A 22,205-nucleotide genomic window follows, 5' to 3' on the forward strand; every position below is an offset into this window, starting at 1 on the left:
AGCTCAGAAAAATGACTTCGATTCAACCGATTGAGCCGTCCACGACGCTCATCCCCGAGAAGAACACGACGAAGACGCTCGTCGTCGGCATTCTCACCGCCGTATTCGTCATTGCGGCGCCGATGGTGATCGGCGCGGCAGGCGGCAACTACTGGGTCCGCGTGCTCGACTTCGCGATGCTGTACGTGATGCTCGCGCTGGGCCTCAACGTGGTGGTCGGCTTCGCCGGCCTGCTCGATTTGGGCTATATCGCGTTCTATGCGGTCGGCGCGTACGTGGCGGCGCTGCTGTCCTCGCCGCAGCTGACGAGCCAGTTCGAATGGATCGCGCATCTCGCGCCCGGCGGACTGCACGTGCCGTTCCTCATCATCGTGCCGTGCGCGATGGCGCTCGCCGCGACTTTCGGCGTGCTGCTCGGCGCGCCGACGCTGCGCCTGCGCGGCGACTATCTTGCGATCGTGACCCTGGGCTTCGGGGAAATCGTCCGGATCTTCATGAACAACCTCGATCGTCCGATCAACATCACGAACGGTCCGAAGGGCATCACGGGCATCGATCCGGTGACGATCGCAGGGTTCAACCTGTCGCAGACGCACACGTTCTTCGGCATGAAGTTCCCGTCCGTGTACATGTATTACTACCTGTTCGTGCTGGGCGCGCTGCTCGTGATCTGGGTGTGTACGCGTCTGCAGCACTCGCGCATTGGCCGCGCATGGGCCGCCATTCGCGAAGACGAAATCGCCGCCAAGGCGATGGGCATCAACACCCGTAACGTGAAGCTGCTCGCGTTCGCGATGGGCGCGTCGTTCGGCGGCCTGTCGGGCGCGATGTTCGGCGCGTTCCAGGGCTTCGTGTCGCCGGAATCGTTCACCTTCTGGGAATCGATCGTCGTGCTGGCGTGCGTGGTGCTGGGCGGCATGGGCCATATCCCGGGCGTGATCCTGGGCGCGGTGCTGCTCGCCGTGTTCCCCGAGTTCCTGCGCTCGACCATGGGTCCGCTGCAGAACGCGATCTTCGGTCATCAGATCGTCGATACGGAAGTCATCCGCCAGCTGCTCTACGGCCTGGCGATGGTGCTGATCATGCTGTATCGCTCGGAAGGCCTGTGGCCGGCCGCGAAACACGAAGACAAGATCGCGAAGATCGCGAAGCGCAACGGCAAGAAGCCGGTGCGTGCCTAAGGCGGGGGATAGAACATGAGCGACAAGCAAACACGACTGTCCGTCACGGGCGTCAACAAGCGCTTCGGCGGCCTGCAGGCGCTGTCCGATGTGCGCCTCCAGATCAAGGAAGGCGAGATCTATGGCCTGATCGGTCCGAACGGCGCGGGCAAGACGACGTTCTTCAACGTCATCACCGGCCTGTACACGCCTGACTCGGGCGAATTCAAGCTCGACGGCCAGGCCTATACGCCGACCGCCGTCTATCAGGTGGCGAAGGCGGGCATCGCGCGGACCTTCCAGAACATCCGTCTGTTCGGCGGCATGACCGCGCTGGAGAACGTGATGGTCGGCCGTCACGTGCGCACGAAGCACGGGCTGATCGGCGCGGTGTTCCAGACGCCCGCTGAACGCCGTGAAGAACGCGAGATCAAGGAACGCGCGCTCGAACTGCTCGAGTATGTCGGCGTGCTGCAATACGCGGACTATACGTCGCGCAATCTGTCGTATGGCCACCAGCGCCGTCTGGAGATCGCCCGCGCGCTCGCGACCGATCCGAAGCTGCTCGCGCTCGACGAACCGGCCGCCGGCATGAACGCGACCGAGAAGGTGGAGCTGACGCGTCTGCTCGACAAGATCCGCTCGGACGGCAAGACGATTCTTCTCATCGAACACGATGTGAAGCTGGTGATGGGATTGTGCAACCGCATGACGGTGCTCGATTACGGCAAGGTGATCGCCGAAGGTCTGCCGCAGGACGTGCAGAAGGACCCGAAGGTGATCGAGGCATATCTGGGTGCGGGGGTGCACTAAATGGCGACCACAAGCGCGATGTTGAAGGTCAAGGGTCTGCAGGTGAATTACGGCGGCATCCAGGCGGTGAAGGGTGTCGATCTCGAAGTGGGGCAGGGCGAACTCGTTACGCTGATCGGCGCGAACGGTGCGGGCAAGACCACGACGATGAAGGCCATCACGGGTCTCAAGCCTTACTCGGGCGGCGATATCGAGTACATGGGCCAGTCCATCAAGGGCGTGCCGACGCACGAACTGCTGAAGCGCGGTCTCGCGATGGTGCCGGAAGGCCGCGGCATCTTCGCGCGCATGTCGATTCTCGAGAACATGCAGATGGGCGCCTATCTGCGTACCGACACGGACGCCATCCAGAAGGACACCGAGCGCATGTTCGGCTTCTTCCCGCGGCTGAAGGAACGGGCATCGCAGTATGCGGGCACGCTCTCGGGCGGCGAACAGCAGATGCTGGCGATGGCCCGCGCACTGCTGTCGCGTCCGAAGCTGCTGCTGCTGGACGAGCCGTCGATGGGGCTCTCGCCAATCATGGTCGAGAAGATCTTCGAAGTGGTGCGGGAGATTTCGCACGAAGGCCTGACGGTGCTGCTGGTGGAGCAGAACGCGCGTCTGGCGTTGCAGGCGGCGAACCGCGGCTACGTGATGGATTCCGGCGTGGTCACGATGACCGGCGACGCGAAGACCATGCTCGACGATCCGAAGGTGCGCGCGGCGTATCTGGGCGAATGAAGCTTTGTTGCTGATGAAGGAAAGCCGGCTCTTGCAGCCGGCTTTTTTTATAGCCGCTTGCCGAGGCTCACGACTTCATCCATCCGGTACCCGAGCTTTTCATAGAAGCCGCGCAAGTCGGTCTTGAAGGCCATGATCTGCAGGTTCACCTTCGGACAGCCGAGCGCGGTCAGCGCGTTTTCCGCATGACGCATCAACGCGCGGCCGAAGCCGTGTCCCTGATGGGCCGGCGCGACCGCCAGCGAATACACCCAGCCGCGATGGCCGTCGTAGCCGCACATGACCGTGCCGATCACCGCTCCGTCTACCGTGCCGACGAAGAAGAGCTCCGGCTGCGTCTTCAGCTTGTTGTCGATGGAAAGCGCAGGGCTGCGCTGCGGCCGCGAGGCGTCCGCGTACTCCGGAAACACCTCGCGCCACAGGGCGATCACGGTCTCGCGATCGCCTGCATCGAACGTGCGGATGATCACAGCGAATCGAGCACCGAGCGCAGCATCGCCATCATCTGGTCGATCTCGTCCTTCGTGACGTTGAGCGCGGGCATGAAGCGCAGCAGGTTCGGACGCGCTGCGTTCAGCAGCAGGCCGTCGGGCTGCATCAGGCGCGCCTTCTCGACGATCTGCGGGCCCTTGTCGCTGTCGAGGAGCAGGGCGCGCAACAGGCCTTCGCCGCGCTCGCCCTTGAAGCCGCGCTCGTCCGACAGCTTCAGCAGTGCCTGCTTCAGGTACTCGCCTTTCTCGCGCACGCTTTCGAGGAAACCCGGCGCGACGAGCTGCGAAATCACCGAATGGCCGACCGCCGACATCAGCGGGTTGCCGTTGTAAGTGCCGCCCTGGTCGCCCGGTTCGAAGCACGCGACTTCGGCCTTCGCGAGCAGCGCCGCGAGCGGCACGCCGCCGCCGATGCCCTTGCCGAGCGTCATGATGTCCGGCTCGACGCCCGACAGTTCGTAGGCGAACAGCGTGCCCGCACGGCCGCAGCCGCTCTGCACTTCATCGACGATCAGCAGCAGGTTGTGCTGCTTCGTCAGCTCACGCAGTTGCTGCATGAATTCGCGCGTGGCCGGGATCACGCCGCCTTCACCCTGGATCGGCTCGAGCATCACGGCGACGGTCTTCTCGTTGATCAACTTCTCGACCGACGCGATGTCGTTCAGATCAGCCTTCGGAAAGCCCGGCACTTGCGGCGCATAGATGGTGTCCCAGCCGGGCTTGCCGCTGGCGGACATGGTGGCGAGCGTGCGGCCGTGGAAGCTGTGATCGAAGGTGATGATCTCGAACGCGCCGTTCTTGAACTTCCTGCCCCACTTGCGCGCGAGCTTGATCGCGCCTTCGTTGGCTTCGGCGCCGCTATTGGCGAAGAACACCTTGTCGAAGCAGCTGTGCTCGGTGAGCAGGCCGGCGAGCTGGGCCATCGGGCCGTTGTAAAAAGCCGGCGACGGATTGATCAGCGTGCGCGCCTGCTTCTCCAGCGCCTCGATCATGCCTTCGTTGCAATGGCCGAGCGAGTTGACGGCCCAGCCCTGGATGAAGTCGAGATAGCGCTTGCCCGTGTTGTCGTAGAGCCAGGACCCCAAGCCGCGCGTGAACACGATCTCGGGACGGTTCGTGATGTACATCAGCGAATCAACAGGGTACTCATTGAAATTCATGACAGCGGGCTCCACGGAGGCAGGTGCGAAAAGAAAAATGACGGCGCGAAAAAAACAAAAGCCACGGAATTCCGTGGCTTCATTTCGTACGCTTCGAACAACCAATCCGAGCGCGCAAATGCATGACGAGCCAGCGGCATCCCTAGGGGAGCGGCGAGCGGCGACGTCGAAGTGCGTTCAGGATTCTGATCATTCGCGAAGGATACGTTATGACGTTCCCGCCTGTAAACCGTGCACGCGGATTTTTTGTCCGCGTGCCGGCGAAGACGCAAGTCAGACGGGATGCGCGAGATCCGCTGCGCTGGTGAACGAGTCCGCGTAGAACTCGTCTTCCGGCAGGCGATGATGCAGCGTGAAATCGCGCTGTGCCGACTCCACCATCACGGGCGCGCCGCACGCGTAGACCTGATAGCTGCTCAAGTCTGGCAGATCCTCGATGACAGCACGATGAACGAAGCCCGTGCGGCCGTTCCAGTTGTCGCTCGGATCGGGTTCGGAAAGCACCGGGACAAACTTGAAGTTCGGGATCTCGCGCGCCCATTGTTCGGCGAGCGTCATCATGTACAGGTCGCGGGCGCGGCGGCCGCCCCAGTAGAGCGTCATCGGGCGGTTCAGGTTCTTGAACACCGCGTGCTCGATGATCGCCTTGATCGGCGCGAAGCCCGTGCCCGATGCCAGCAGCACGATGGGCTTGTCCGATTCGTCGCGCAGGAAGAAGGTGCCGAGCGGGCCTTCGAAACGCAGGATGTCGCGCTCCTTCATCGCACCGAAGACGTGGTCCGTGAAGGTGCCGCCCGGCATGTGGCGGATGTGCAGTTCGAGCGGGCCTTCGTGATGCGGCGGGCTTGCCATCGAGTAGCTGCGGCGCTTGCCGTCCTTCAGGATGAACTCGATGTATTGCCCCGCGAGATACTGCAGCCGTTCGTTGGCGGGCAACTGCAGTTTCAGTTCGATGACGTCGTCGGCTTTCCGCTCCAGCGCGTTCACGCGGCACGGCAGCTTCTTCACCTGGACGTCGCCGACGCCCGCCACTTCGCGCACGTCGATCTCGAGATCCGTTTGCGCCGTCGCGCAGCAGAACAGGGCCATGCCGCGGGTCTTTTCATCGTTCGACAACGCCGACGACGAATGCGGCGCCTGTTCGACTTCGCCGCTCACGACCGCGCCCTTGCACGACCCGCACGCGCCGTTCTTGCAGCCGTACGGCAGGCCGATGCCCTGGCGCAGCGCAGCCGTCAGGACCGGTTCGTCGGGTTCTACTTGAAACTGCCGGCCGCTTTGCCGGAGCGTTACGTTGAAAGCCATAGATCGATTTCTGCGAGGGGTGAATTGTCTCGTGTGTCCTTGCGGCGCCGCACGCGTGTGGCAGGCGGCGGATAGAATGCCCGGATGATTGCTACTCGAACTCTGCGCCGTGCGCGTGTGCTGATTGTCGGCTGCGGCGATGTCGGCATGCGCACGCTGCCGCTCTTTCACGCGCAGGCCGCGGCGCCGCACATCGTCGCCCTGACGCATCATCCCGAGCGCGCGGCCGAATTGCGCGCGGCCGGCGCGACGCCGCTGGTCGGCGACCTCGACCGGCACCGCAGCCTCAAGCGGCTCGCCGGGCTCGCGCGCCGCGTGGTGCATCTGGCGCCGCCGCCGCGCGACGGCGAAACGGACCGCCGCACGCGTGCGCTGATCGCCGCCTTGCGCGCGCCGCGCCGTTCGGTGGCGCGCGGCGGGGGTGGGCGCTGGCTGCATGCGGATCGCGCAGGAAAAACCGCGTTCATTGTACCCGAGGGTCTGCGCGCGGCCACGATCCGCAGGGCTCGCAGCGTCGCGCCGCTGCGCTTCGTTTATGCCAGCACGACAGGCGTTTATGGCGATTGTGGCGGCGCGCGAATCGATGAAACCTGGCCTGCGCGGCCTGCAAACGAACGCGCACGACGGCGGGTTTCGGCGGAGCGGCAATTGCGCGCGGCGGGGGTGCAGAGCGGCTGGCGGGTGTCGATCGTGCGCATTCCCGGCATCTACGCCGCCGACCGTCTGCCGCTTGCGCGCATCGAACGACGCATGCCCGCGCTGATCGAGCAGGATGACGTCTTCACGAACCATATCCACGCCGACGATCTTGCCGCCATCCTCGTGCGCGCACTGGCGCGCGGGTGGGCGCAACGGGTGTTCAATGCGTCGGACGACACGGATCTGCGGATGGCGGATTACTTCGACCGCGTCGCCGATGCCCATGGCCTGCCGCGCGTGCCGCGCATTTCCCGGCACGAGGCGGAAACGCTTCTGGAACCCGTCACGCTGTCGTTCATGCGCGAATCGCGGCGACTCGGCAATGCGCGGCTCAAGCGCGACTTGGGCATCGTGCTGCAGCATCCGACCGTGGACGATTTCCTGCACGTCGACGCACAGCGCTAGCGCGTCGCCGCAGCTAGATCAGCGCGGGAATCGCTTCCAGCAGGACGAAACACATCAGCGCACCGATCAGCGCGCCGATCAGATTCGGGGAATATCGGTGCCGCACGTGCATGACGACAGCCAATGCCCCGATGAGGACAGCGCCTAGCGCGACGAACGCGATCAGCGCGACAGTCATGTGGGAGACCATGATGCCCTCCTGCTTTTTTGATAGTCGTTATTGGTATCCGTAAGACCAGTATAAGAGGGCTCATCGCGGAAGGCATGCTGCGCCGCAGCGCCGGCCTTTCAGTGCTTACACCGATTTGCATGCGCAATGTGCGCGGATAAAGGCGGTGACGTCGGCAAGCACCGGCGAAGCGGTCTGGCGGGCGGGCGCGAGGGCATCGATGATCTGCCCGTGGCCATAGCCCGGGTAGGTTTTCAGTTCGACGGGCACATCGTGGGTGCGCAAGGCCTCGGCGAAACGCAGGCTGTTGGACGGCTCGACCACGGTGTCGGCGGTGCCGGTGGCGAGGAGCATCGGGGGTTCGTTGCCGGAAACGAAGTCGATCGGCAGGGCCTGGGCGCGCAACGCCGCCGGGAAAATATCGGCCATGTGCGGCTCGCGCGGCGGAATGGCCGAATACGGCCCGGCGAGCCCGATCATGCCGCTCAGCGAAGCCTTCGAGAGTCCCTGCGCCGCAAGATAGCGCGGGTCGGTGGCGATCAGCGCCGCGATGTGCGCGCCCGCCGAGTGCCCCATGACGAAGATGCGCCGCGGGTCGCCGCCGTATTCGCCGGCGTGATCGCGGGCCCAGCGGACGGCGGTTGCGGCGTCGTCAACGAAGCCGGGAAAGATGGTGTCCGGATACACGCGATAGTCGGGCGCCACGGCGACGATCCCCTGCATCGCGAGTGTCTCGCCGATGCCGCGTGCATCGGCGCGCTGGCCCGCCTGCCAGCTTCCGCCGTAGAAATAGACCACGACGGGACGTCCGGCGCCGCTGCGGAGGTCCGGTGCATAGACATCGAGGCGCTGGCGCGGCGCCGCGCCGTAGGCGAGCCCGTCCGCGCGCTCGTCTTCCTGCGCCTCCGCCCGCGACGCGCCGCTGCCGATGCCGGCCGCGAGCACGGCGAGCGAGAGGGACATGAACCGCCGTCTGGCCAGAATGGGCATGGTGTCCTCGAGATTCGATTGCCGGGCGAACCACGTCAGCACGCGAAGGCGCAGGGCGGCTGACGGTTACCTCAGGACGCCTTCAGCGGCTCACCGCGCAGGGCGGCCAGGTCGGCGTCATCGAGCCAGCGCCAGGTGCCTTCCGCGAGCGTCGACGGCAAAGCATAACCGCCCACCCGTTCGCGGTGCAGTTTCTCGACCCGGTTGCCCGCGGCCGCCACCATGCGCTTCACCTGATGGTATTTGCCTTCGAGCACGGTGAGTTCGAGGAGCCGCTCGTCGCGCCGGACGGCGGCGAGCGCCGCGCTCGGCCGGGTCTCGCCGTGCAGCAGCACGCCGTCGCGCAGTTTCGTGAGCTGCAGGTCGTCGAGCGGATGACGCAGGGTCGCCAGATAGACCTTCGGCACCTTGCGTTTCGGCGACGTGAACGCATGCACGAACGGGCCGTCATCGGAGAGCAGCAGCAGGCCGGTCGTGTCCTGGTCCAGCCGGCCGACCGCCTGTACGCCGCGCTCGACGAGCTGTGCAGGCAGCAGGTGGAAGATGCTCAGATGATGTTGCGGATCGCGCGAGCACTCGTAGCCCGCGGGCTTGTTGAGCGCGAGATAGGCTTTCTCGCGATAGATCCAGCGCTCGGCATCGACTTCGAATGCGAGCCCGGGCGTGGCGGTGAGGTCGTCGCGCGGATCGTCGCGCACCACGCCGTCGATGCGCACGCGGCCTTCGGCCACGATGCCGCGGCACTGGCGGCGCGACCCGAAGCCTTGGGAAAAGAGGAGGGTTTCGAGGTCCATCGGATGAGCTGAGTTGAAGCGCGCATTCTAGCAAGGCGTGCTTCCGATCGGCTCGGGCGGGGCGCAGCAGGGAAAGCGCCGTCCACGGGCGGGACGGCGCGGGGCAGTTACTGCATGTCGATACGGCCGTACACGCCGTCGGCCTCGAAATTCGGACCGGCTGCGAAGAACAAGGTGTTCGAGGGCTGCGCGCTCAGGTTGTTGCCGAACGCGATGCCCCACAGGCCGCGCTGCACGAGCGGCGTGCCGTCGGTGTTCATCAGCTGGCCGACGAACGCGCCAGTCGTGGGATTGAACGCGTTGATCGTGCCGTCGCCGAAGTTGCCGACCAGAATCGTGTTGCTGTACGTGCCGAAGTTGCCCGGCGCCTGCGCGAGGCCCCACGGCGCGTTCAGCGGGCCGTTCGCCGTGAAGCGCTGGGTGAGATTGCCGTCGAGGTCGAAGACATCGACGAAACCCTGGCCCGCGCCGGGCACGTCGTCTTCGGCGTCGCCGTCCTGCTTCGCGTAGGTGACGAAAATTTTCGCGCCGATCGCCTGGATGCCGAACGGCGCGAAGCCCGCCGGAATCTGCGTGTCCCGAAAGCCGCCGGGCGCGGTGATCCGGTTGAATGCGCCGTCGAAGACATCGACGCGATTGTTGTGGAAGTCGGTCGCGTAGAGGCGATGACCGCCCGAGGGCAGGGTGCCGAGCGCGAGACCCTTGTAGATCGCCCCCGACGCGCTGGAATCCACGACGGTGAAGGCGTGCGTGGTATCGACGGCGGGCGCCCACGCGGTGATCGAGCCGCCTTCGCCCGCGAACAGGAACGCGGCGACGCCCGACTTGCCCGCGCGCGCGAGCGTCAGGTCCGGCCCCTTGTTGAAGACGATGCCAGTGGGATTGGCGGGACCGTTCGCGGTCGCCGGAATCGACACGACGAGCGACTGGACGACGCCGTTGCCGTCGTAGAGCGTGGCCGTCTGCGAGCCGTTGTTGGCGACCCAGACGAAACCGTTCGGATTGAACGCGACGCCCCAGCTGTTTTTCAGATGTGGATCGGTGTGCGGCGCGGCGATGGCGCCGTCCGACACGACGATCGACGCCTTGAAGCGGGTCGGCGCCGGCATGTTGTCGTCGGACCCGCCGCACGAGGCGAGGGCCGTCAGCATGGCAAGCCCCGTCGCGCACACGGCGACACGGCTCCGCAATCCGTTCAGCATGATGGTGACTCCTTCGGCAGGACGCCGTCAGTGGTTTCGTCACCTTCAAACGGATGAGCGCGAAGCGCTATTCCGGCGTTGTGGTTCGCAATCGACGCCTCGGCTGAACCGCGCGGCGCGGATCAGTGGGCGTCGCCGCGTCCTTTTGCGACCGTCGGCACGCCCCAGCCGAACAGCGTCAGATGCGTGTCGGTGGCGATCGGCGCGGCCGTGTGATGGGCGCCGACGCTCCAGCGGCCGTCGAAGGTCATGGTGGGAACGCTCGGCTTCGGGATGCCGCTGGCCTGCTGGAAGTATTCGGTATTGCTCTCGTTCTGCACCGCGAGCGCGCTCCGCAGACTGGCCTGCGCCTGCCCGTTGCGCGGATCGAGCGACACGGCGCGGCGCGCGTTGCGCAGTGCGCACGACGGTTCCTTGTTCGCGGTGCAGGTGCGCGCGCTCGCGATGGCGCTGTCGCGCGCGCGTTCCTGACGCGACAGGTCGGCGGCGAGTTGCTGGATCTCGGGGCTGCGCGGCTGGTTTGCGTTGAGCGTGCGCAGATGACGGCGCGCCGCGGCGAGATCGCGGCCGGCGAGCGATTGCTGCACCGCGCTGAGCGTGCGTGCGACGGATGGCGATGGAGCGGGTGTGGGCTGCGCGGCGATCGTGAGCGGTTTATGCGGTGTGGCTTCGGCTTGGGCCGGGCTGGCGGGGGCGGTCGATGCGAGCGGGGCAGGGTTCGGCGCCTTCGCCGCGTTCACGATGGGCGCCGGTTTTGGCGCTGTGGTGACGGTGGGTGTCGCGGGCGTGACCGGACCGCTTGCCGAAGCGTTCGCGCCAGGCAGCGGCTTCAAGGCGGCAACTTCCTGGGGCGACGGACGCGCGGTGTTTGTCGTGTCGGACGATGGCTTCGCTGTTGCAGTTGCGGGCGTGACCGGCGTGCTTGCGGAGGCGGTCGCGCCAGGCGGCGGTTTCACGGCCGCAACTTGTTGAGGCGACGGACGCGCGGTGTTTGTTGTGTCGGACGACAGCCTGGCTGCCTCAGTTGCGGGCGTCACCGGCATGCTCGCCGAGGCGGTCGCGCCGGGCAGCGGCTTCAAGGCCGCAACTTGTTGAGGCGACGGACGCGAGGCGCTTGTTGTGCCAGACGGCGTCTTTGTCACGGGCTCGCTTGCTGAAGCCGTGGTTGGGGTAGTGACAGCCGCGACCGGCGTATTTGCCGATGCATTCGCGCCGGGCACCGGCTTCGCAGCCGCAACTTGTTGAGGTGACGGACGCGCTGCGCTTGTTGTGCCAGACGGCGTCCTTGTCACGGGCTCGCTTGTTGAAGCCGTGGTTGCGGTTGCTACAGGCGCGGCCGGTACGCTTGCCGAAGCATTCGCGCCGGGCACCGGCTTCGCGGCCGCAACTTGTTGAGGCGACGGACGCGCCGCGCTTGTTGCGCCGGACGACGGCCTTGTCATGGGCTCGCTTGTTGAAGTCGCGGTTGCGGTGACTACAGGCGCGGCCGGTACGCTCGCCGAAGCATTCGCACCGGCCGGCGGCTTCGCGGCCCCGACTTCCCGGAGCGACGAACCCGCCGCGCTCGCCGTGGCGGACGACGCCGTGCCTGAAGGCCGCGCTGCCGGCGCGCTTGCGGCCGTCGCAGCAGCCACACCCTCGCTGCGTGCAACGGCGGTGCGTGACGGCACGGCTGCGGCTGATTGCTCGCCGCGCGCCGCCACCGCCGACGGCGCCGGATTGCGCGCAACGCCCGTTGGCGCCGATGCGTTTCGTCTCGGGGCCTTTTCCGCCTGAACGAGCGCCTGCGTCGTGTCCGGCTTTTGCGCGGCCGGCGGGCGCGCCGCTGGTGTCTGTGTCGGCGAGGCCGCCGTCGAATCGGATCTGGAACGAGACAGCGAAGCTTGCCGGGCGTCGCCGGCCTGGTCCGTCATCTGATTGCCGGAATGAATCGCGCCCGCTGCGCTGAGCGTCGGACGGGCTTGCGTTGGATCAGCGGGCTCATCCGAATGGACATACCAATACCCGCCGGCCGCCAGCCCGGCCACGACGCCGCCGACCAGCACCGCCATGCCGGACCGCGCGGGCTTGCGGGCCGAGGTTCGCGGCTCGTCGCCCGGCTCGGCGACGCTCGGATAGGACGTCACCATCTTGCGGCGCACGGCGCGCTTGAGCCAGTGCGTGTCGCGCAGGTCGACGATATCGAGCTGTTCGGGCGTCGGCGCGAGTTCCGACTCGGCCATGGCGGCGGCCGGCGCGGTTTCGGCGGCGGAGGTGAAGATCGCCCCCTGGCGGTCGGCGCCGCACTGCGGGCACATGTCCTCGTCGGCTCGCGAGAGGGTGTTGCAGCGAAGGCAGATGACGGAGTCGAGCGACAACGAGTATTCGGTTCGATTCATGCCGCACCCCTGTTCGAATGTGGGTTCGATGCGTCGCGCGAGCGAGTCACGACATCGGCAGGTCCCAGGCAACCCGGAATGCGGGCGCCGCGCGAGTGAGCATCCTCGACATGCCCCCGCGCGCGAAGGCTTGCTGACGTCGGTTGAAAGCTCATTGTTTCGACCGATGAAATGACCGTCTACGCGATTGCGCACATTCATATGGCGATGGGCCTAGGGGAAACGCTTAAAGCCGTGATCAGGGCGAGCGGACTGGCCATTCGGACGACTGTCGAAAGCTTCTGCGACGCGTGACACTTCCTCATCGGACATGACGGGGTGATGAAGATGAGCACGAACGGTTTGAACACGGCGGCGCGACAGCTGCTCGTTGGCTTGCCCTTCTTCATGGGCGCGATCGAATACCTGCTGCGGGTGGCGCTGAAGCAGCCCGGCCAGAATGATTTCTTTCCCATCTCGCTGGTGGCTTCGGGCGTCAGTTTGAACGTCGGGTTGACGTCGTTTCCAGGAACGCTTCTGTCGGATTCCGAACGGAAGCCGGACCAGCACGTCAGGCGCGCCTTCGTTCTCGCTAATCTGGGAGTTTTCGCGTGTCTGTTTGGCGTGTTGCCGTGGATATACTTGCTCGTCGCCTCATTGAGTCAGGAGGTCAGAGAGATTCTGCTTGTGCGACCCTACCGGGAATCTACGGCCTACTACGTACTGTCATTCGCGCTCAGCGAAATCAAAGCAAGGAACGCAACATGTTGAACATCGTGCTGGGATTCTTCCGGGAATATGCGCCAGTCATCGTTGGCTGCGCCTTCATGCAGTTCTGCGTGCCGGGACTCGTGGACTGGTTTTATCGCGTCGTGCTTGCGGATGATCCCGACGCTGCTGCGAAGAGTACGCCATCGAGGAATGCCATAGCGCCTTCATTGGAGTCTTCGCGAGGCGCTGCACCGGGTGAGGCTGCGTTCGAACGCTGATGCGTGGGCGTCGGAATGGGGGCGTCTGTGGGAGGAGGCTTGGTCAGCCGTCTGAAAACTGTCTCGAAACCCTGTCTTGAAACCATCCTCTGACCCCAGCCCCGAACGCAAAAAAGCCGCTCTCAAAAGGAGCGGCTTTTCACAGGATTCGTGGTGCCCAGGGCCGGAATCGAACCGGCACGCCTTGCGGCGGGGGATTTTGAGTCCCCTGCGTCTACCAATTTCACCACCTGGGCTTGCTTCAGTCTTCGTCAGCCTTGATCGTTTCACGGAGCTACAACACGAAACTTAGGCCAATCGAGTCGGCGATTATGACCGAAAACGCCGTCGCGGGCAAGCAGGATCGGCGGGCATGACGCTGCGCGTGCCCATCCTGCCGGCCATGTCACTGCGCCAGATAAACAAACGCCCCGTTCCTGATGACGCCCATGACACTCGCGCGCTGATCCAGTCCGACGTGATCCGTCGCGCTCGTGTTCACCACGCCGTTCGGCACCACCAGTTCATGCGCGTGCTCGAGCTCCGAGCGCAGCGCCACGCGGAATTCCTTCGTGCCCGGCTTGCCGGCCTTCAGTGCGCGCGCCACGGCATCCTGCAGACGCGGATACACCCCCGCCGCGTCGCCGGCGAACTGCGTCACCGAACCCTTGCCGTACTTCTCCTCATAGGCGCTGACGAAAGCCAGCGCTGCCTTCTTCGACGGATGATCCGCCGGCAGCGTCCGCGCGACGACCACCGGCTGCGTCGGGAACAGCGTGCCCTCCACGTCCTTGCCGCCGAGCTTGATGAACTCGGGCGTCGCGATGCCGTGCGTCTGGTAGATCGCGCCCTTGTAGCCGCGTTCGACCAGCGTGCGCTGCGGCAGCACGGTCGGCGTGCCGGCGCCAGCGATCAGCACCGCATCCGGCTTCGCGGACATCAGCTTGAGAACTTGCCCGGTAACGCTTGCGTCAGTGCGGTTGAAACGCTCGCTCGCCACTATCCTGATATGCCGCAGCTCGGCGAACTTGGTGAACTCGTTGAGCCAGCTGTCGCCGTAGCTGTCCGCGAAACCAATGAACCCAACCGTCTTCACGCCGTGGTTCGCCATGTAGCGTGTCATGACGTCGGCCATCGCGCGGTCGGTCTGGGCCATCTTGAACGCCCAGACCTTCTTGCCTTCCTGCGGCTCCACGACGGACGCCGAGCCGATCAGCGTGATCATCGGCGTTTCGTACTCGGCCACCGGATCGAGCGCCGCGAGCGCCGCCGGCGTGATGTTCGGCCCGACGATCACATCGACCTTGTCTTCGGTGATCAGCTTGCGGATGTTGCGCACGGCCGCGCCCGGGTCCGAGCCGTCGTCGAGAATGATGTATTCCGCGTTCTGCCCGGCGATGGTCTTCGGCCACATCAGCATCGCGTTCTTGCTCGTGATGCCGATCGCGGCGGCGGGGCCGGTGCTCGACAGGTCGATGCCCACTTTCAATTGAGCATGCGCGGCGGCTGCAACGGCCGAAACGGCGGCGCCCGCAATCAGCCGGCGCATGAACTTCGACAACGTCATTGGAAGGTCCCCAGGGAAGTGGCAATCATTTTTGTCGGCGGCACGCGTCCGCCGCTTTATACAGCGTTCATCAAAGCTCGTAGCTTTCGTGATCGCCCGAGAGCGCCTGCTCGATCAGCTTGCGGTTCAGCGACGGCGACAGCAGTTCCACCAGCGTGTACACATAGCTGCGCAGATACGCGCCCTGCTTGAGCGCGAGCCGCGTGACGTTGGTGCCGAACAGATGACCGACCGGCATCGCGCGCAGATGGCGGTCGCGCTCCGGATTGAACGCGATGTCCGCCATGATGCCCACGCCGAGACCCAGTTCCACATAGGTCTTGATGACATCGGCGTCGATGGCTTCGAGCACGATATCGGGCGTGAGGCCGCGCAAGTGGAACGCCTGATTGATCTTGGTGCGCCCGGCGAAGGACGCTTCGTAGGTGATGATCGGATATTGCGCGAGATCGTCGAGCGACAGGAGCTTGCGCTCCAGCAGCGGATGATCCGGCTGCATGACCGCGAGATGCTGCCACTGGAAGCAGGGCAGCGACACGAGTTCCTTGTAGCTCGCGATGGCCTCGGTGGCGATGGCGATATCCGCCTGGTCGCGGATCACCATTTCGGCAACCTGGGTCGGGCTGCCTTGCAGAATCGAAAGGTGGACTTTCGGAAAACGCTTCTTGAATTCGGCGATGGCGGCAGGTAATGAATAGCGCGCCTGCGTGTGCGTGGCGGCGATCACGAGATTGCCTTGATCCTGGGCCGCGTAATCTTTACCGACACGCTTTAAACTCTCGACTTCCTGCAGGATGCGTTCGACTGACGCCAGGATGATGCGCCCCGGCTCGGTCAGCGACCGGACGCGCTTGCCGTGCCGCGTGAAGATCTCCACGCCCAGTTCGTCTTCCAGTTCGATGATTGCCTTGGAGACGCCGGGCTGCGACGTGTACAGCGCCTTCGCGGCTTCCGTGAGGTTGAAATTCTGCCGCACGGCCTCGCGCACGAAGCGGAACTGATGCAGATTCATTTATAACCCAGTCGCATATCAAAGTAATTTTTCAGTCGTTTGCAATATATAGCAGGTTCTTTACTATCAGTCCAATTTTTCCAATATCCATATCTGTTTTCGTCATATGCAAATGAGTGAACCGTCTGAACGACGGCCGCGCCAGGAACTCAATGGATATTCGATGGATGAGACGCGCTGCGTAACCTAGGACGCAGTTGCTTTCCACAAGAACATGGGGTCCCCGAATGTACCAATACGATCAGATCGACCAACGCATCGTCGACGAACGTGTCGAGCAGTACGCCGACCAGGTCCGTCGCCGTCTGTCGGGCGAGTTGAGCGAGGAAGAATTCCGTCCGCTGCGTCTGCAGAACGGCCTGTACTACCAGCGCCACGCGTACATGCACCGGATTGCGATTCCGTACGGCAACCTGCGCAGCGACCAGCTCCGCATGCTCGCGACCATCGCGCGCGAGCATGACCGCGGCTACGGTCACTTCTCGACGCGCACCAACATCCAGTTCAACTGGGTCGAGCTCGAAGAAACGCCGGAAATCCTGCGCAAGCTCGCCTCGGTGCAAATGCACGCCATCCAGACGTCGGGCAACTGCATTCGCAACATCACCGCCGATCAGTTCGCGGGCGTCGCGCATGACGAACAGGTCGATCCGCGTCCGTGGGCCGAAATCCTGCGCCAGTGGTCCACGTTCCATCCGGAATTCGCGTGGTTGCCGCGCAAGTTCAAGATCGCGGTGAACGGTTCGACGGAAGATCGCGCGGCCGTGCAGATCCACGACATGGGCGTTTATCTGAAGCGGAACGCGCAGGGCGAAGTCGTGATGGACATCCTCGCGGGCGGCGGCCTCGGCCGCACGCCGATCGTCGGGGCGATCATCAAGCGCGACCTGCCGTGGCAGCATCTGCTCACCTATTGCGAAGCCGTCCTGCGCGTGTACAACCGCTACGGCCGCCGCGACAACATGTACAAGGCGCGCATCAAGATCCTGGTGAAGGCGCTGTCGCCGGAGAAGTTCTCGAAGCAGGTCGAGGAAGAGTGGCAGCACCTGAAGGACGGCTCGTCGACGCTCACGCAGGACGAAGTGACGCGCGTGTCGGCGTTCTTCGCGCCGCCCGCGTATGAAAAGCTCGCGGACACCGACGCCTCTTATGAAAAGCATCTGATCGAAAGCAAGCCGTTCGCGCGCTGGGTCGAACGCAACGTGCGTCCGCACAAGGTGCCGGGCTATGCGTCGGTGACGCTGTCGCTCAAGCCGCAGCACATCGCGCCGGGCGACGCCACCGACCAGCAGATGGACGACGTCGCCACACTCGCCGACGAATTCTCCTTCGGCGAAATCCGCGTGTCGCACGAGCAGAACCTGATTCTCGCGAACGTGAAGAAGCACGACCTGTACACCGTGTGGGAGCGCGCGAAGGCGTTGGGCTTCGCAACGGCGAACGTGGGCCTGTTGACGGACATCATCGCGTGCCCGGGTGGCGATTTCTGCTCGCTCGCGAATGCGAAGTCCATTCCGATCGCGCTGGCCATCCAGGACCGCTTCAACGACCTGGACTACGTGTACGACCTGGGCGACCTGTCGCTGAACATCTCGGGCTGCATCAACGCGTGCGGTCACCATCACGTGGGCAACATCGGCATTCTGGGCGTCGACAAGGACGGTTCCGAGTGGTACCAGGTGACGCTCGGCGGCGAGCAGAGCTCGGGCGCGACCGGCGCGCATCTCGGCAAGGTGATCGGCCCGTCGTTCTCGGCCGAAGAAATGCCCGATGTGATCTCACAGGTGGTCGACACCTTCGTCGACAACCGCGGTGAGGGCGAACGCTTCATCGAGACGTTCAACCGCATCGGCATCGCCCCGTTCAAGGAGCGCGTGTACGCATCGCGCCAGGCTCACGCTTAAGGATTCGCACATGACCTTGATTATCAAGAACCGCGCGGTTGTCGAAGACGCTTTCATCGTCGTGCGCGCGGCGGAAGACGGCACGCTGCCCGCCGTCGACGCGCTGCCGGCCGGCAAGATCATCGTGCCGTTCGCGCTGTGGAAAGAGCACAAGGCGGCGATCGTCGCGACGCGTGCGAAGGAAGAGATCGGCGTGTGGCTCGCGCCGGATGACGAACCCGCCGACCTCGTGGCGGACTTCGGCCAGTTGAATGTGATCGCGGTGGATTTCCCGGTGTTCCGCGATGGCCGTGGCTTTTCCATCGGCCGCCTGCTGCGCGAGCGTTATCAGTGGACCGGCGAACTGCGCGCCATCGGCGATGTCTTGCGTGACCAGGTCGCGTTTCACGCGCGCTGCGGCTTCGACGCGTTCGCCGTGCGCGCCGACAAGGACATTCACGACGCGCTCAATGCGTTCGGCGAATTCACCGAGCTGTATCAGGGCGCGACCGACAATCCCGAGCCGCTGTTTCGCCGCCGCGCGGCCTTGATCGCGACGCTTGGAGCGTAAGGCATGACCCCTGAATTGCAAGCCAAGGTTGAACGCCTCGACGCGCTGCTCGATTCGATCGCAGCGCGCCACGGGCGCGTCAAGCTAGCCAGCAGCCTCGCCGCGGAAGACATGGTGCTGACGCACGCCATCCTGTCGCGCGGCGTGAAGATCGGCATTTTTTCGCTGAACACGGGCCGCCTGCATGCGGAGACGCTCGGCATGCTCGACACCGTCAAGCAGCGTTATGGCTATGCTATCGAGCAGTTCCTGCCGCAGCAGGATGCGGTGGATGCCTATGTGCGCGATCACGGCCTCAACGCGTTCTACGAAAGCATTGATTTACGCAAGAGCTGCTGCCATATCCGCAAGGTCGAGCCGCTTAATCGCGCACTGTCGGACGTGTCCGCATGGGTAACCGGTCAGCGCCGCGAGCAGTCGGTCACACGCGCCGAACTGCATGAGGAAGAGCACGACGAACCGCGCGACATCGCGAAGTTCAATCCGCTCACGGACTGGACTGAAGCCGATGTGTGGGATTACCTGAAGGCGCTCGACGTGCCGGTGAATCCGCTGCATGCACGCGGTTATCCGAGCATCGGCTGCGAACCCTGCACGCGCGCCGTGCGTCCCGGCGAGGACAGCCGGGCGGGCCGCTGGTGGTGGGAGTCGCGCGATACGAAGGAATGCGGTCTGCACATGACCAACATCAGGATTGTCGAGGAAGCACCGAGCTCGGCGATCCAAGGCGCGTAAGTCACACAAGACGCCGCATCACACCCAGTCACTGAACGCGACGCTTCGAAGCACTCCAAGCGCCGCCACAAAAAAGGATCGAGAACATGAGCACGACGCTCGACTCAACCGTCAACGCGCCGGTCGTCAACCAGGCTACGCGCATGGATCACCTGGATTGGCTCGAAGCCGAGTCGATCCACATCATTCGCGAACTGGTCGCCGAATGCAGCAAGCCCGCGCTGCTGTTCTCGGGCGGCAAGGATTCGGTGGTCGTGCTGGCGCTCGCGCTGAAGGCGTTCGGACTCGGCGCGAACCGCAAGACGTCGCTGCCGTTCCCGCTCGTGCATATCGACACCGGCCACAACTTCCAGGAAGTGATCGACTTCCGCGACCGCCGTGCGGCCGAGATCGGCGCCGAGCTGGTGGTGGGCCACGTCGAGGACTCGATCAGGAAGGGCACCGTGCGCCTGCGCCGCGAGACCGATTCGCGCAATGCCGCGCAAGCGGTGACGCTGCTCGAGACCATCGACGAATACGGCTATACCGCGATGATCGGCGGCGCGCGCCGCGACGAAGAAAAGGCCCGCGCGAAAGAGCGCATCTTCTCGTTCCGCGACGAATTCGGCCAGTGGGATCCGAAGGCGCAGCGTCCGGAACTGTGGAGCATCTACAACGCGCGCCTGCATGCGGGCGAACACCTGCGCGTGTTCCCGATCTCGAACTGGACCGAACTCGACATCTGGCAATACATCGGGCGCGAAAAGCTCGAACTGCCGTCGATCTACTACGCGCATGACCGCGAGATCGTGCGCCGCAACGGCCTGCTGGTGCCGGTGACGCCGCTCACGCCGGTGCGCGAGGGCGAAACGGCCGAGGTCACGCAAGTCCGCTTCCGCACGGTCGGCGACATCAGCTGCACCTGCCCGGTGGCGAGCGATGCCGACGACGTCGAGAAGATCATCGCGGAAACGGCCGTGACGGAAATCACGGAACGCGGCGCGACGCGGATGGACGACCAAGCGTCGGAAGCCGCGATGGAACAGCGCAAGAAGCAAGGTTATTTCTAAGCGACACGCCCCGAGGACGAACGAATCATGAGCATCTATCAAGCAGAAGACCTGGGCGTGTTGCGCTTCATCACGGCGGGCAGCGTGGACGACGGCAAGAGCACGCTGATCGGCCGCCTGCTGTACGACAGCAAGGCTGTGCTGTCCGACCAGCTTTCCGCGATCTCGCGCGCGAAGAACAAGCGCACGGTCGGCGACGAAATCGATCTGTCGCTGCTGACGGACGGGCTGGAAGCCGAGCGCGAGCAGGGCATCACCATCGACGTCGCGTACCGCTATTTCGCGACGGCGAAGCGCAAGTTCATCATCGCCGATACCCCCGGCCACGAGCAGTACACCCGCAACATGGTGACGGGCGCATCGACCGCGCATGCCGCGATCATTCTCGTCGATGCAACGCGTGTCACGCTGGAGAACGGCGTCGCGCAGCTGCTGCCGCAGACGAAGCGTCATAGCGCGATCGTCAAGCTGCTTGGCTTGCAGCATGTGATCGTCGCGATCAACAAGATGGACCTGATCGACTACAGCGAAGCCCGTTTTAACGAAATTCGCGACGCCTACGTCGTGCTCGCGCGCCAGCTCGGGATTGCCGACGTGCGCTTCGTGCCGGTTTCGGCGCTGAAGGGCGACAACATCGTCTCGGCGAGCGAGCGCATGCCGTGGTATGCGGGCGAGCCGCTGCTCGATCTGCTCGAATCGCTGCCGGTCGCGCTGCCCAACGATCAGGCGCTGCGTTTCCCGGTGCAGTGGGTCGCGCGCCAGGACGGCTCGCAGGCCGACGACTTCCGCGGCTACATGGGCCGTGTCGAGGCGGGTGAAGTGCGCGTGGGCGATGCCATCGCCGTGCTGCCGGCGAACCGTGAAGCGACGGTTGCCGAGATCATCGCCCCGGTGCCGGGCGGCGTGGCGCCGGTGGATCGCGCGTTCGCAGGCCAGACGGTGACGATTCGCCTGACCGAAGACGTCGACGTGTCGCGCGGCGATACTTTCGTCCCGCTGTCGCAGAAGGTCGAGCCGGCGAAGAAGCTCGAAGCCGATCTCTGCTGGTTCGACGAAGAACCGCTCTCGCTGCAGCGCAAGTACTTGCTGAAGCAGACGACCAACACGGTGTTCACGCGGATCGGCGCGGTGAAGCAGGTGCTGGACGTGCATACGCTGTCGCATTCGGTGGATCGCGGCACGCTCGCGATGAACGATATCGGCCGCGTGGCGCTCACGTTGCAGAAGCCGCTCGTCGCGGACGAGTACGATACGCATCAGGGCACCGGCGCGTTCGTGCTGATCGACGAAGCGACGCATCACACGGTCGCGGCCGGTATGATTCGTGCGATTTCCGCATGAGAATGCTGAACGCGTGAGTTCAACGATGAAAGCTATGGGTAAGGTCTATCTGATCGGAGCGGGGCCGGGTGCGGCGGATCTCATCACCGTGCGCGGCATGCGTCTGCTCGAACAAGCCGATGTGGTGCTGCACGACGCGCTGATCGAGCCGGCGATGCTCGACTATGCGCCCAATGCGAAGAGGATCGCGGTTGGCAAGCGCTGCGGCCAGCGTTCGACGGCCCAGCATTTCATCAACAAGCAGATCGTCGATGCGGCGCTGGAGCATGGTCTTGTCGTGCGCCTGAAGGGCGGCGACCCGATGCTGTTCGGCCGCGCCGACGAGGAAATGCGTGCGCTCGAAGCGGCGGGTGTCGAGTATGAGGTGGTGCCGGGCATCACGGCGGCGCTGGCGAGCGCGGCGACGCTGAAGCGGTCGCTGACCTTGCGCGGCGTGTCGCGCAGTGTGGCGCTGGCGACGCACTCGCGTGCTCCGGACAGCGAGACAATCCGCGAGCAGGCGCAGGCGGATTCGCTGGTGTTCTACATGGGCCGCGACAGCGCGCCGGAAATCGCCCAGCAGCTGATCGATGCGGGGCGTCCGGGCGCGACGCCGGTGGCGATCGTCGAGGCATGCAGCACGGTGCGTGAACGGTCGCTGACGTTGACGCTCGCGCAGATGGCGCTGGGCGAGGCGCAGGAATGGCTGGACCCGTCGCAGCCGAGCTTGCTGATGATTGGCGAGGCGTTTCGCGAACGGGCGTCGGTCGAGCTGAAGGTGCAGTTGAAGGGGATGCAGGCGGCGGCTTGAGGCAGGGTGTTTGAGCAAGTC

22 protein-coding genes and 1 tRNA gene are annotated in these 22,205 nt (G+C 64.7%); 12 read left to right on the top strand and 11 right to left on the bottom strand.

Annotated features, from left to right (window positions below):
* Positions 1-11 precede the first annotated feature (11 nt).
* From QCE88_RS04450 to QCE88_RS04460, 3 genes are read left to right on the top strand one after another with little or no spacing between them, the layout of a single operon-like run.
* A complete protein-coding gene (locus QCE88_RS04450; protein ID WP_309899536.1) occupies positions 12-1,181 on the top strand; it encodes an ABC transporter permease subunit in 1,170 nt (389 codons plus the stop codon).
* Between the two features lie 15 nt (positions 1,182-1,196).
* Positions 1,197-1,973 carry an ABC transporter ATP-binding protein gene (locus tag QCE88_RS04455; RefSeq protein WP_061135759.1) on the top strand — a complete coding sequence of 259 codons (777 nt, stop codon included), beginning with the start codon at positions 1,197-1,199 and terminating at the stop codon, positions 1,971-1,973.
* A gap of 18 nt (positions 1,974-1,991) precedes the next feature.
* Positions 1,992-2,696, top strand: a complete 705-nt coding sequence (locus QCE88_RS04460) for an ABC transporter ATP-binding protein (RefSeq protein ID WP_409018101.1) — start codon at positions 1,992-1,994, stop codon at positions 2,694-2,696.
* Positions 2,697-2,743: 47 nt separating this feature from the next.
* Here the strand turns inward: QCE88_RS04460 and QCE88_RS04465 are convergent, their stop codons facing one another.
* From QCE88_RS04465 to QCE88_RS04475, 3 genes are all read right to left on the bottom strand, one after another.
* Positions 2,744-3,166 (bottom strand): GNAT family acetyltransferase, encoded by a 423-nt coding sequence (locus tag QCE88_RS04465; RefSeq protein WP_309899540.1) that lies wholly within the window; start codon positions 3,164-3,166, stop codon positions 2,744-2,746.
* A complete protein-coding gene (locus tag QCE88_RS04470; protein WP_309899541.1) occupies positions 3,163-4,347 on the bottom strand; it encodes an acetylornithine transaminase in 1,185 nt (394 codons plus the stop codon). Before QCE88_RS04470 ends, QCE88_RS04465 begins: the two co-directional genes overlap by 4 nt.
* Before the next feature lie 273 nt (positions 4,348-4,620).
* Positions 4,621-5,652, bottom strand: a complete 1,032-nt coding sequence (locus QCE88_RS04475; RefSeq protein WP_309899543.1) for a CDP-6-deoxy-delta-3,4-glucoseen reductase — start codon at positions 5,650-5,652, stop codon at positions 4,621-4,623.
* Between the two features lie 84 nt (positions 5,653-5,736).
* Between QCE88_RS04475 and QCE88_RS04480 the strand changes: the two genes are divergently transcribed.
* The gene (locus tag QCE88_RS04480; protein WP_309899545.1) at positions 5,737-6,756 is read left to right on the top strand and encodes an NAD-dependent epimerase/dehydratase family protein; all 1,020 of its coding nucleotides are present in this window, start codon (positions 5,737-5,739) and stop codon (positions 6,754-6,756) included.
* Positions 6,757-6,769: 13 nt separating this feature from the next.
* Here QCE88_RS04480 and QCE88_RS04485 read toward each other — a convergent pair whose 3' ends face one another.
* From QCE88_RS04485 to QCE88_RS04505, 5 genes are all read right to left on the bottom strand, one after another.
* Complete coding sequence (locus tag QCE88_RS04485; RefSeq protein WP_309830887.1) at positions 6,770-6,946, bottom strand: hypothetical protein; 177 nt, start codon at positions 6,944-6,946, stop codon at positions 6,770-6,772.
* A 105-nt stretch (positions 6,947-7,051) separates the two neighbouring features.
* The gene (locus QCE88_RS04490) at positions 7,052-7,915 is read right to left on the bottom strand and encodes an alpha/beta hydrolase (protein ID WP_309899547.1); all 864 of its coding nucleotides are present in this window, start codon (positions 7,913-7,915) and stop codon (positions 7,052-7,054) included.
* A gap of 71 nt (positions 7,916-7,986) precedes the next feature.
* Positions 7,987-8,709 (bottom strand): 16S rRNA pseudouridine(516) synthase, encoded by a 723-nt coding sequence (locus tag QCE88_RS04495; protein WP_309899549.1) that lies wholly within the window; start codon positions 8,707-8,709, stop codon positions 7,987-7,989.
* A 107-nt stretch (positions 8,710-8,816) separates the two neighbouring features.
* Positions 8,817-9,911, bottom strand: a complete 1,095-nt coding sequence (locus tag QCE88_RS04500; protein ID WP_309899552.1) for a TIGR03118 family protein — start codon at positions 9,909-9,911, stop codon at positions 8,817-8,819.
* Between the two features lie 122 nt (positions 9,912-10,033).
* A complete protein-coding gene (locus QCE88_RS04505) occupies positions 10,034-12,289 on the bottom strand; it encodes a hypothetical protein (RefSeq protein ID WP_309899555.1) in 2,256 nt (751 codons plus the stop codon).
* 321 nt (positions 12,290-12,610) lie between these two features.
* Here QCE88_RS04505 and QCE88_RS04510 point away from each other — a divergent pair, with 321 nt between their 5' ends.
* Together QCE88_RS04510 and QCE88_RS04515 are read left to right on the top strand one after the other, a co-directional pair.
* On the top strand, positions 12,611-13,039 hold the full coding sequence (locus tag QCE88_RS04510) for a hypothetical protein (RefSeq protein WP_309899557.1): 429 nt from the start codon (positions 12,611-12,613) through the stop codon (positions 13,037-13,039).
* Positions 13,033-13,257: a hypothetical protein gene (locus QCE88_RS04515; protein ID WP_309899559.1), complete on the top strand. Its 225-nt coding sequence runs from the start codon at positions 13,033-13,035 to the stop codon at positions 13,255-13,257. Before QCE88_RS04510 ends, QCE88_RS04515 begins: the two co-directional genes overlap by 7 nt.
* Before the next feature lie 151 nt (positions 13,258-13,408).
* Here QCE88_RS04515 and QCE88_RS04520 read toward each other — a convergent pair.
* From QCE88_RS04520 to QCE88_RS04530, 3 genes are all read right to left on the bottom strand, one after another.
* Positions 13,409-13,493: transfer RNA gene (locus tag QCE88_RS04520), tRNA-Leu, on the bottom strand.
* A 149-nt stretch (positions 13,494-13,642) separates the two neighbouring features.
* Positions 13,643-14,803 (bottom strand): ABC transporter substrate-binding protein, encoded by a 1,161-nt coding sequence (locus QCE88_RS04525; protein WP_309899562.1) that lies wholly within the window; start codon positions 14,801-14,803, stop codon positions 13,643-13,645.
* A gap of 70 nt (positions 14,804-14,873) precedes the next feature.
* On the bottom strand, positions 14,874-15,815 hold the full coding sequence (locus QCE88_RS04530; RefSeq protein WP_309830904.1) for a CysB family HTH-type transcriptional regulator: 942 nt from the start codon (positions 15,813-15,815) through the stop codon (positions 14,874-14,876).
* A gap of 227 nt (positions 15,816-16,042) precedes the next feature.
* On the opposite strand from QCE88_RS04530, the gene QCE88_RS04535 reads away from it, so the two are divergent.
* The 6 genes from QCE88_RS04535 to cobA all read left to right on the top strand — a co-directional run bounded on the left by QCE88_RS04535 (position 16,043) and on the right by cobA (position 22,184).
* Positions 16,043-17,719, top strand: a complete 1,677-nt coding sequence (locus QCE88_RS04535) for a nitrite/sulfite reductase (RefSeq protein ID WP_309899564.1) — start codon at positions 16,043-16,045, stop codon at positions 17,717-17,719.
* A 10-nt stretch (positions 17,720-17,729) separates the two neighbouring features.
* Positions 17,730-18,269: a DUF934 domain-containing protein gene (locus tag QCE88_RS04540; protein WP_309899566.1), complete on the top strand. Its 540-nt coding sequence runs from the start codon at positions 17,730-17,732 to the stop codon at positions 18,267-18,269.
* A 3-nt stretch (positions 18,270-18,272) separates the two neighbouring features.
* Positions 18,273-19,004, top strand: coding sequence for a phosphoadenylyl-sulfate reductase (locus QCE88_RS04545; RefSeq protein WP_309899568.1), 732 nt, complete (start codon positions 18,273-18,275; stop codon positions 19,002-19,004).
* Positions 19,005-19,090: 86 nt separating this feature from the next.
* A complete protein-coding gene (gene cysD / locus QCE88_RS04550) occupies positions 19,091-20,053 on the top strand; it encodes a sulfate adenylyltransferase subunit CysD (RefSeq protein WP_309899570.1) in 963 nt (320 codons plus the stop codon).
* A gap of 27 nt (positions 20,054-20,080) precedes the next feature.
* The gene (locus QCE88_RS04555) at positions 20,081-21,394 is read left to right on the top strand and encodes a sulfate adenylyltransferase subunit 1 (protein ID WP_409018038.1); all 1,314 of its coding nucleotides are present in this window, start codon (positions 20,081-20,083) and stop codon (positions 21,392-21,394) included.
* Positions 21,395-21,428: 34 nt separating this feature from the next.
* A complete protein-coding gene (cobA, locus tag QCE88_RS04560; protein WP_309903395.1) occupies positions 21,429-22,184 on the top strand; it encodes a uroporphyrinogen-III C-methyltransferase in 756 nt (251 codons plus the stop codon).
* Positions 22,185-22,205 lie beyond the last annotated feature (21 nt).

It is taken from the genome of Caballeronia sp. LZ035 (genome assembly GCF_031451175.1).
Taxonomy (GTDB): domain Bacteria; phylum Pseudomonadota; class Gammaproteobacteria; order Burkholderiales; family Burkholderiaceae; genus Caballeronia.

Excerpts from the sequence above, each read along its gene's own strand:
- QCE88_RS04495 (WP_309899549.1), bottom strand. The coding sequence starts at position 8,709 with ATGGACCTCGAAACCCTCCTCTTTTCCCAAGGCTTCGGGTCGCGCCGC.
- QCE88_RS04470 (WP_309899541.1), bottom strand. The coding sequence starts at position 4,347 with ATGAATTTCAATGAGTACCCTGTTGATTCGCTGATGTACATCACGAAC.
- QCE88_RS04525 (WP_309899562.1), bottom strand. The coding sequence starts at position 14,803 with ATGACGTTGTCGAAGTTCATGCGCCGGCTGATTGCGGGCGCCGCCGTT.
- QCE88_RS04480 (WP_309899545.1), top strand. The coding sequence starts at position 5,737 with ATGATTGCTACTCGAACTCTGCGCCGTGCGCGTGTGCTGATTGTCGGC.
- cysD (WP_309899570.1), top strand. The coding sequence starts at position 19,091 with ATGAGCACGACGCTCGACTCAACCGTCAACGCGCCGGTCGTCAACCAG.
- QCE88_RS04475 (WP_309899543.1), bottom strand. The coding sequence starts at position 5,652 with ATGGCTTTCAACGTAACGCTCCGGCAAAGCGGCCGGCAGTTTCAAGTA.
- QCE88_RS04490 (WP_309899547.1), bottom strand. The coding sequence starts at position 7,915 with ATGCCCATTCTGGCCAGACGGCGGTTCATGTCCCTCTCGCTCGCCGTG.
- cobA (WP_309903395.1), top strand. The coding sequence starts at position 21,429 with ATGGGTAAGGTCTATCTGATCGGAGCGGGGCCGGGTGCGGCGGATCTC.
- QCE88_RS04500 (WP_309899552.1), bottom strand. The coding sequence starts at position 9,911 with ATGCTGAACGGATTGCGGAGCCGTGTCGCCGTGTGCGCGACGGGGCTT.
- QCE88_RS04460 (WP_409018101.1), top strand. The coding sequence starts at position 1,992 with ATGTTGAAGGTCAAGGGTCTGCAGGTGAATTACGGCGGCATCCAGGCG.
- QCE88_RS04555 (WP_409018038.1), top strand. The coding sequence starts at position 20,081 with ATGAGCATCTATCAAGCAGAAGACCTGGGCGTGTTGCGCTTCATCACG.
- QCE88_RS04530 (WP_309830904.1), bottom strand. The coding sequence starts at position 15,815 with ATGAATCTGCATCAGTTCCGCTTCGTGCGCGAGGCCGTGCGGCAGAAT.
- QCE88_RS04545 (WP_309899568.1), top strand. The coding sequence starts at position 18,273 with ATGACCCCTGAATTGCAAGCCAAGGTTGAACGCCTCGACGCGCTGCTC.
- QCE88_RS04515 (WP_309899559.1), top strand. The coding sequence starts at position 13,033 with ATGTTGAACATCGTGCTGGGATTCTTCCGGGAATATGCGCCAGTCATC.
- QCE88_RS04455 (WP_061135759.1), top strand. The coding sequence starts at position 1,197 with ATGAGCGACAAGCAAACACGACTGTCCGTCACGGGCGTCAACAAGCGC.
- QCE88_RS04510 (WP_309899557.1), top strand. The coding sequence starts at position 12,611 with ATGAAGATGAGCACGAACGGTTTGAACACGGCGGCGCGACAGCTGCTC.
- QCE88_RS04535 (WP_309899564.1), top strand. The coding sequence starts at position 16,043 with ATGTACCAATACGATCAGATCGACCAACGCATCGTCGACGAACGTGTC.
- QCE88_RS04450 (WP_309899536.1), top strand. The coding sequence starts at position 12 with ATGACTTCGATTCAACCGATTGAGCCGTCCACGACGCTCATCCCCGAG.
- QCE88_RS04485 (WP_309830887.1), bottom strand. The coding sequence starts at position 6,946 with ATGGTCTCCCACATGACTGTCGCGCTGATCGCGTTCGTCGCGCTAGGC.
- QCE88_RS04540 (WP_309899566.1), top strand. The coding sequence starts at position 17,730 with ATGACCTTGATTATCAAGAACCGCGCGGTTGTCGAAGACGCTTTCATC.
- QCE88_RS04505 (WP_309899555.1), bottom strand. The coding sequence starts at position 12,289 with ATGAATCGAACCGAATACTCGTTGTCGCTCGACTCCGTCATCTGCCTT.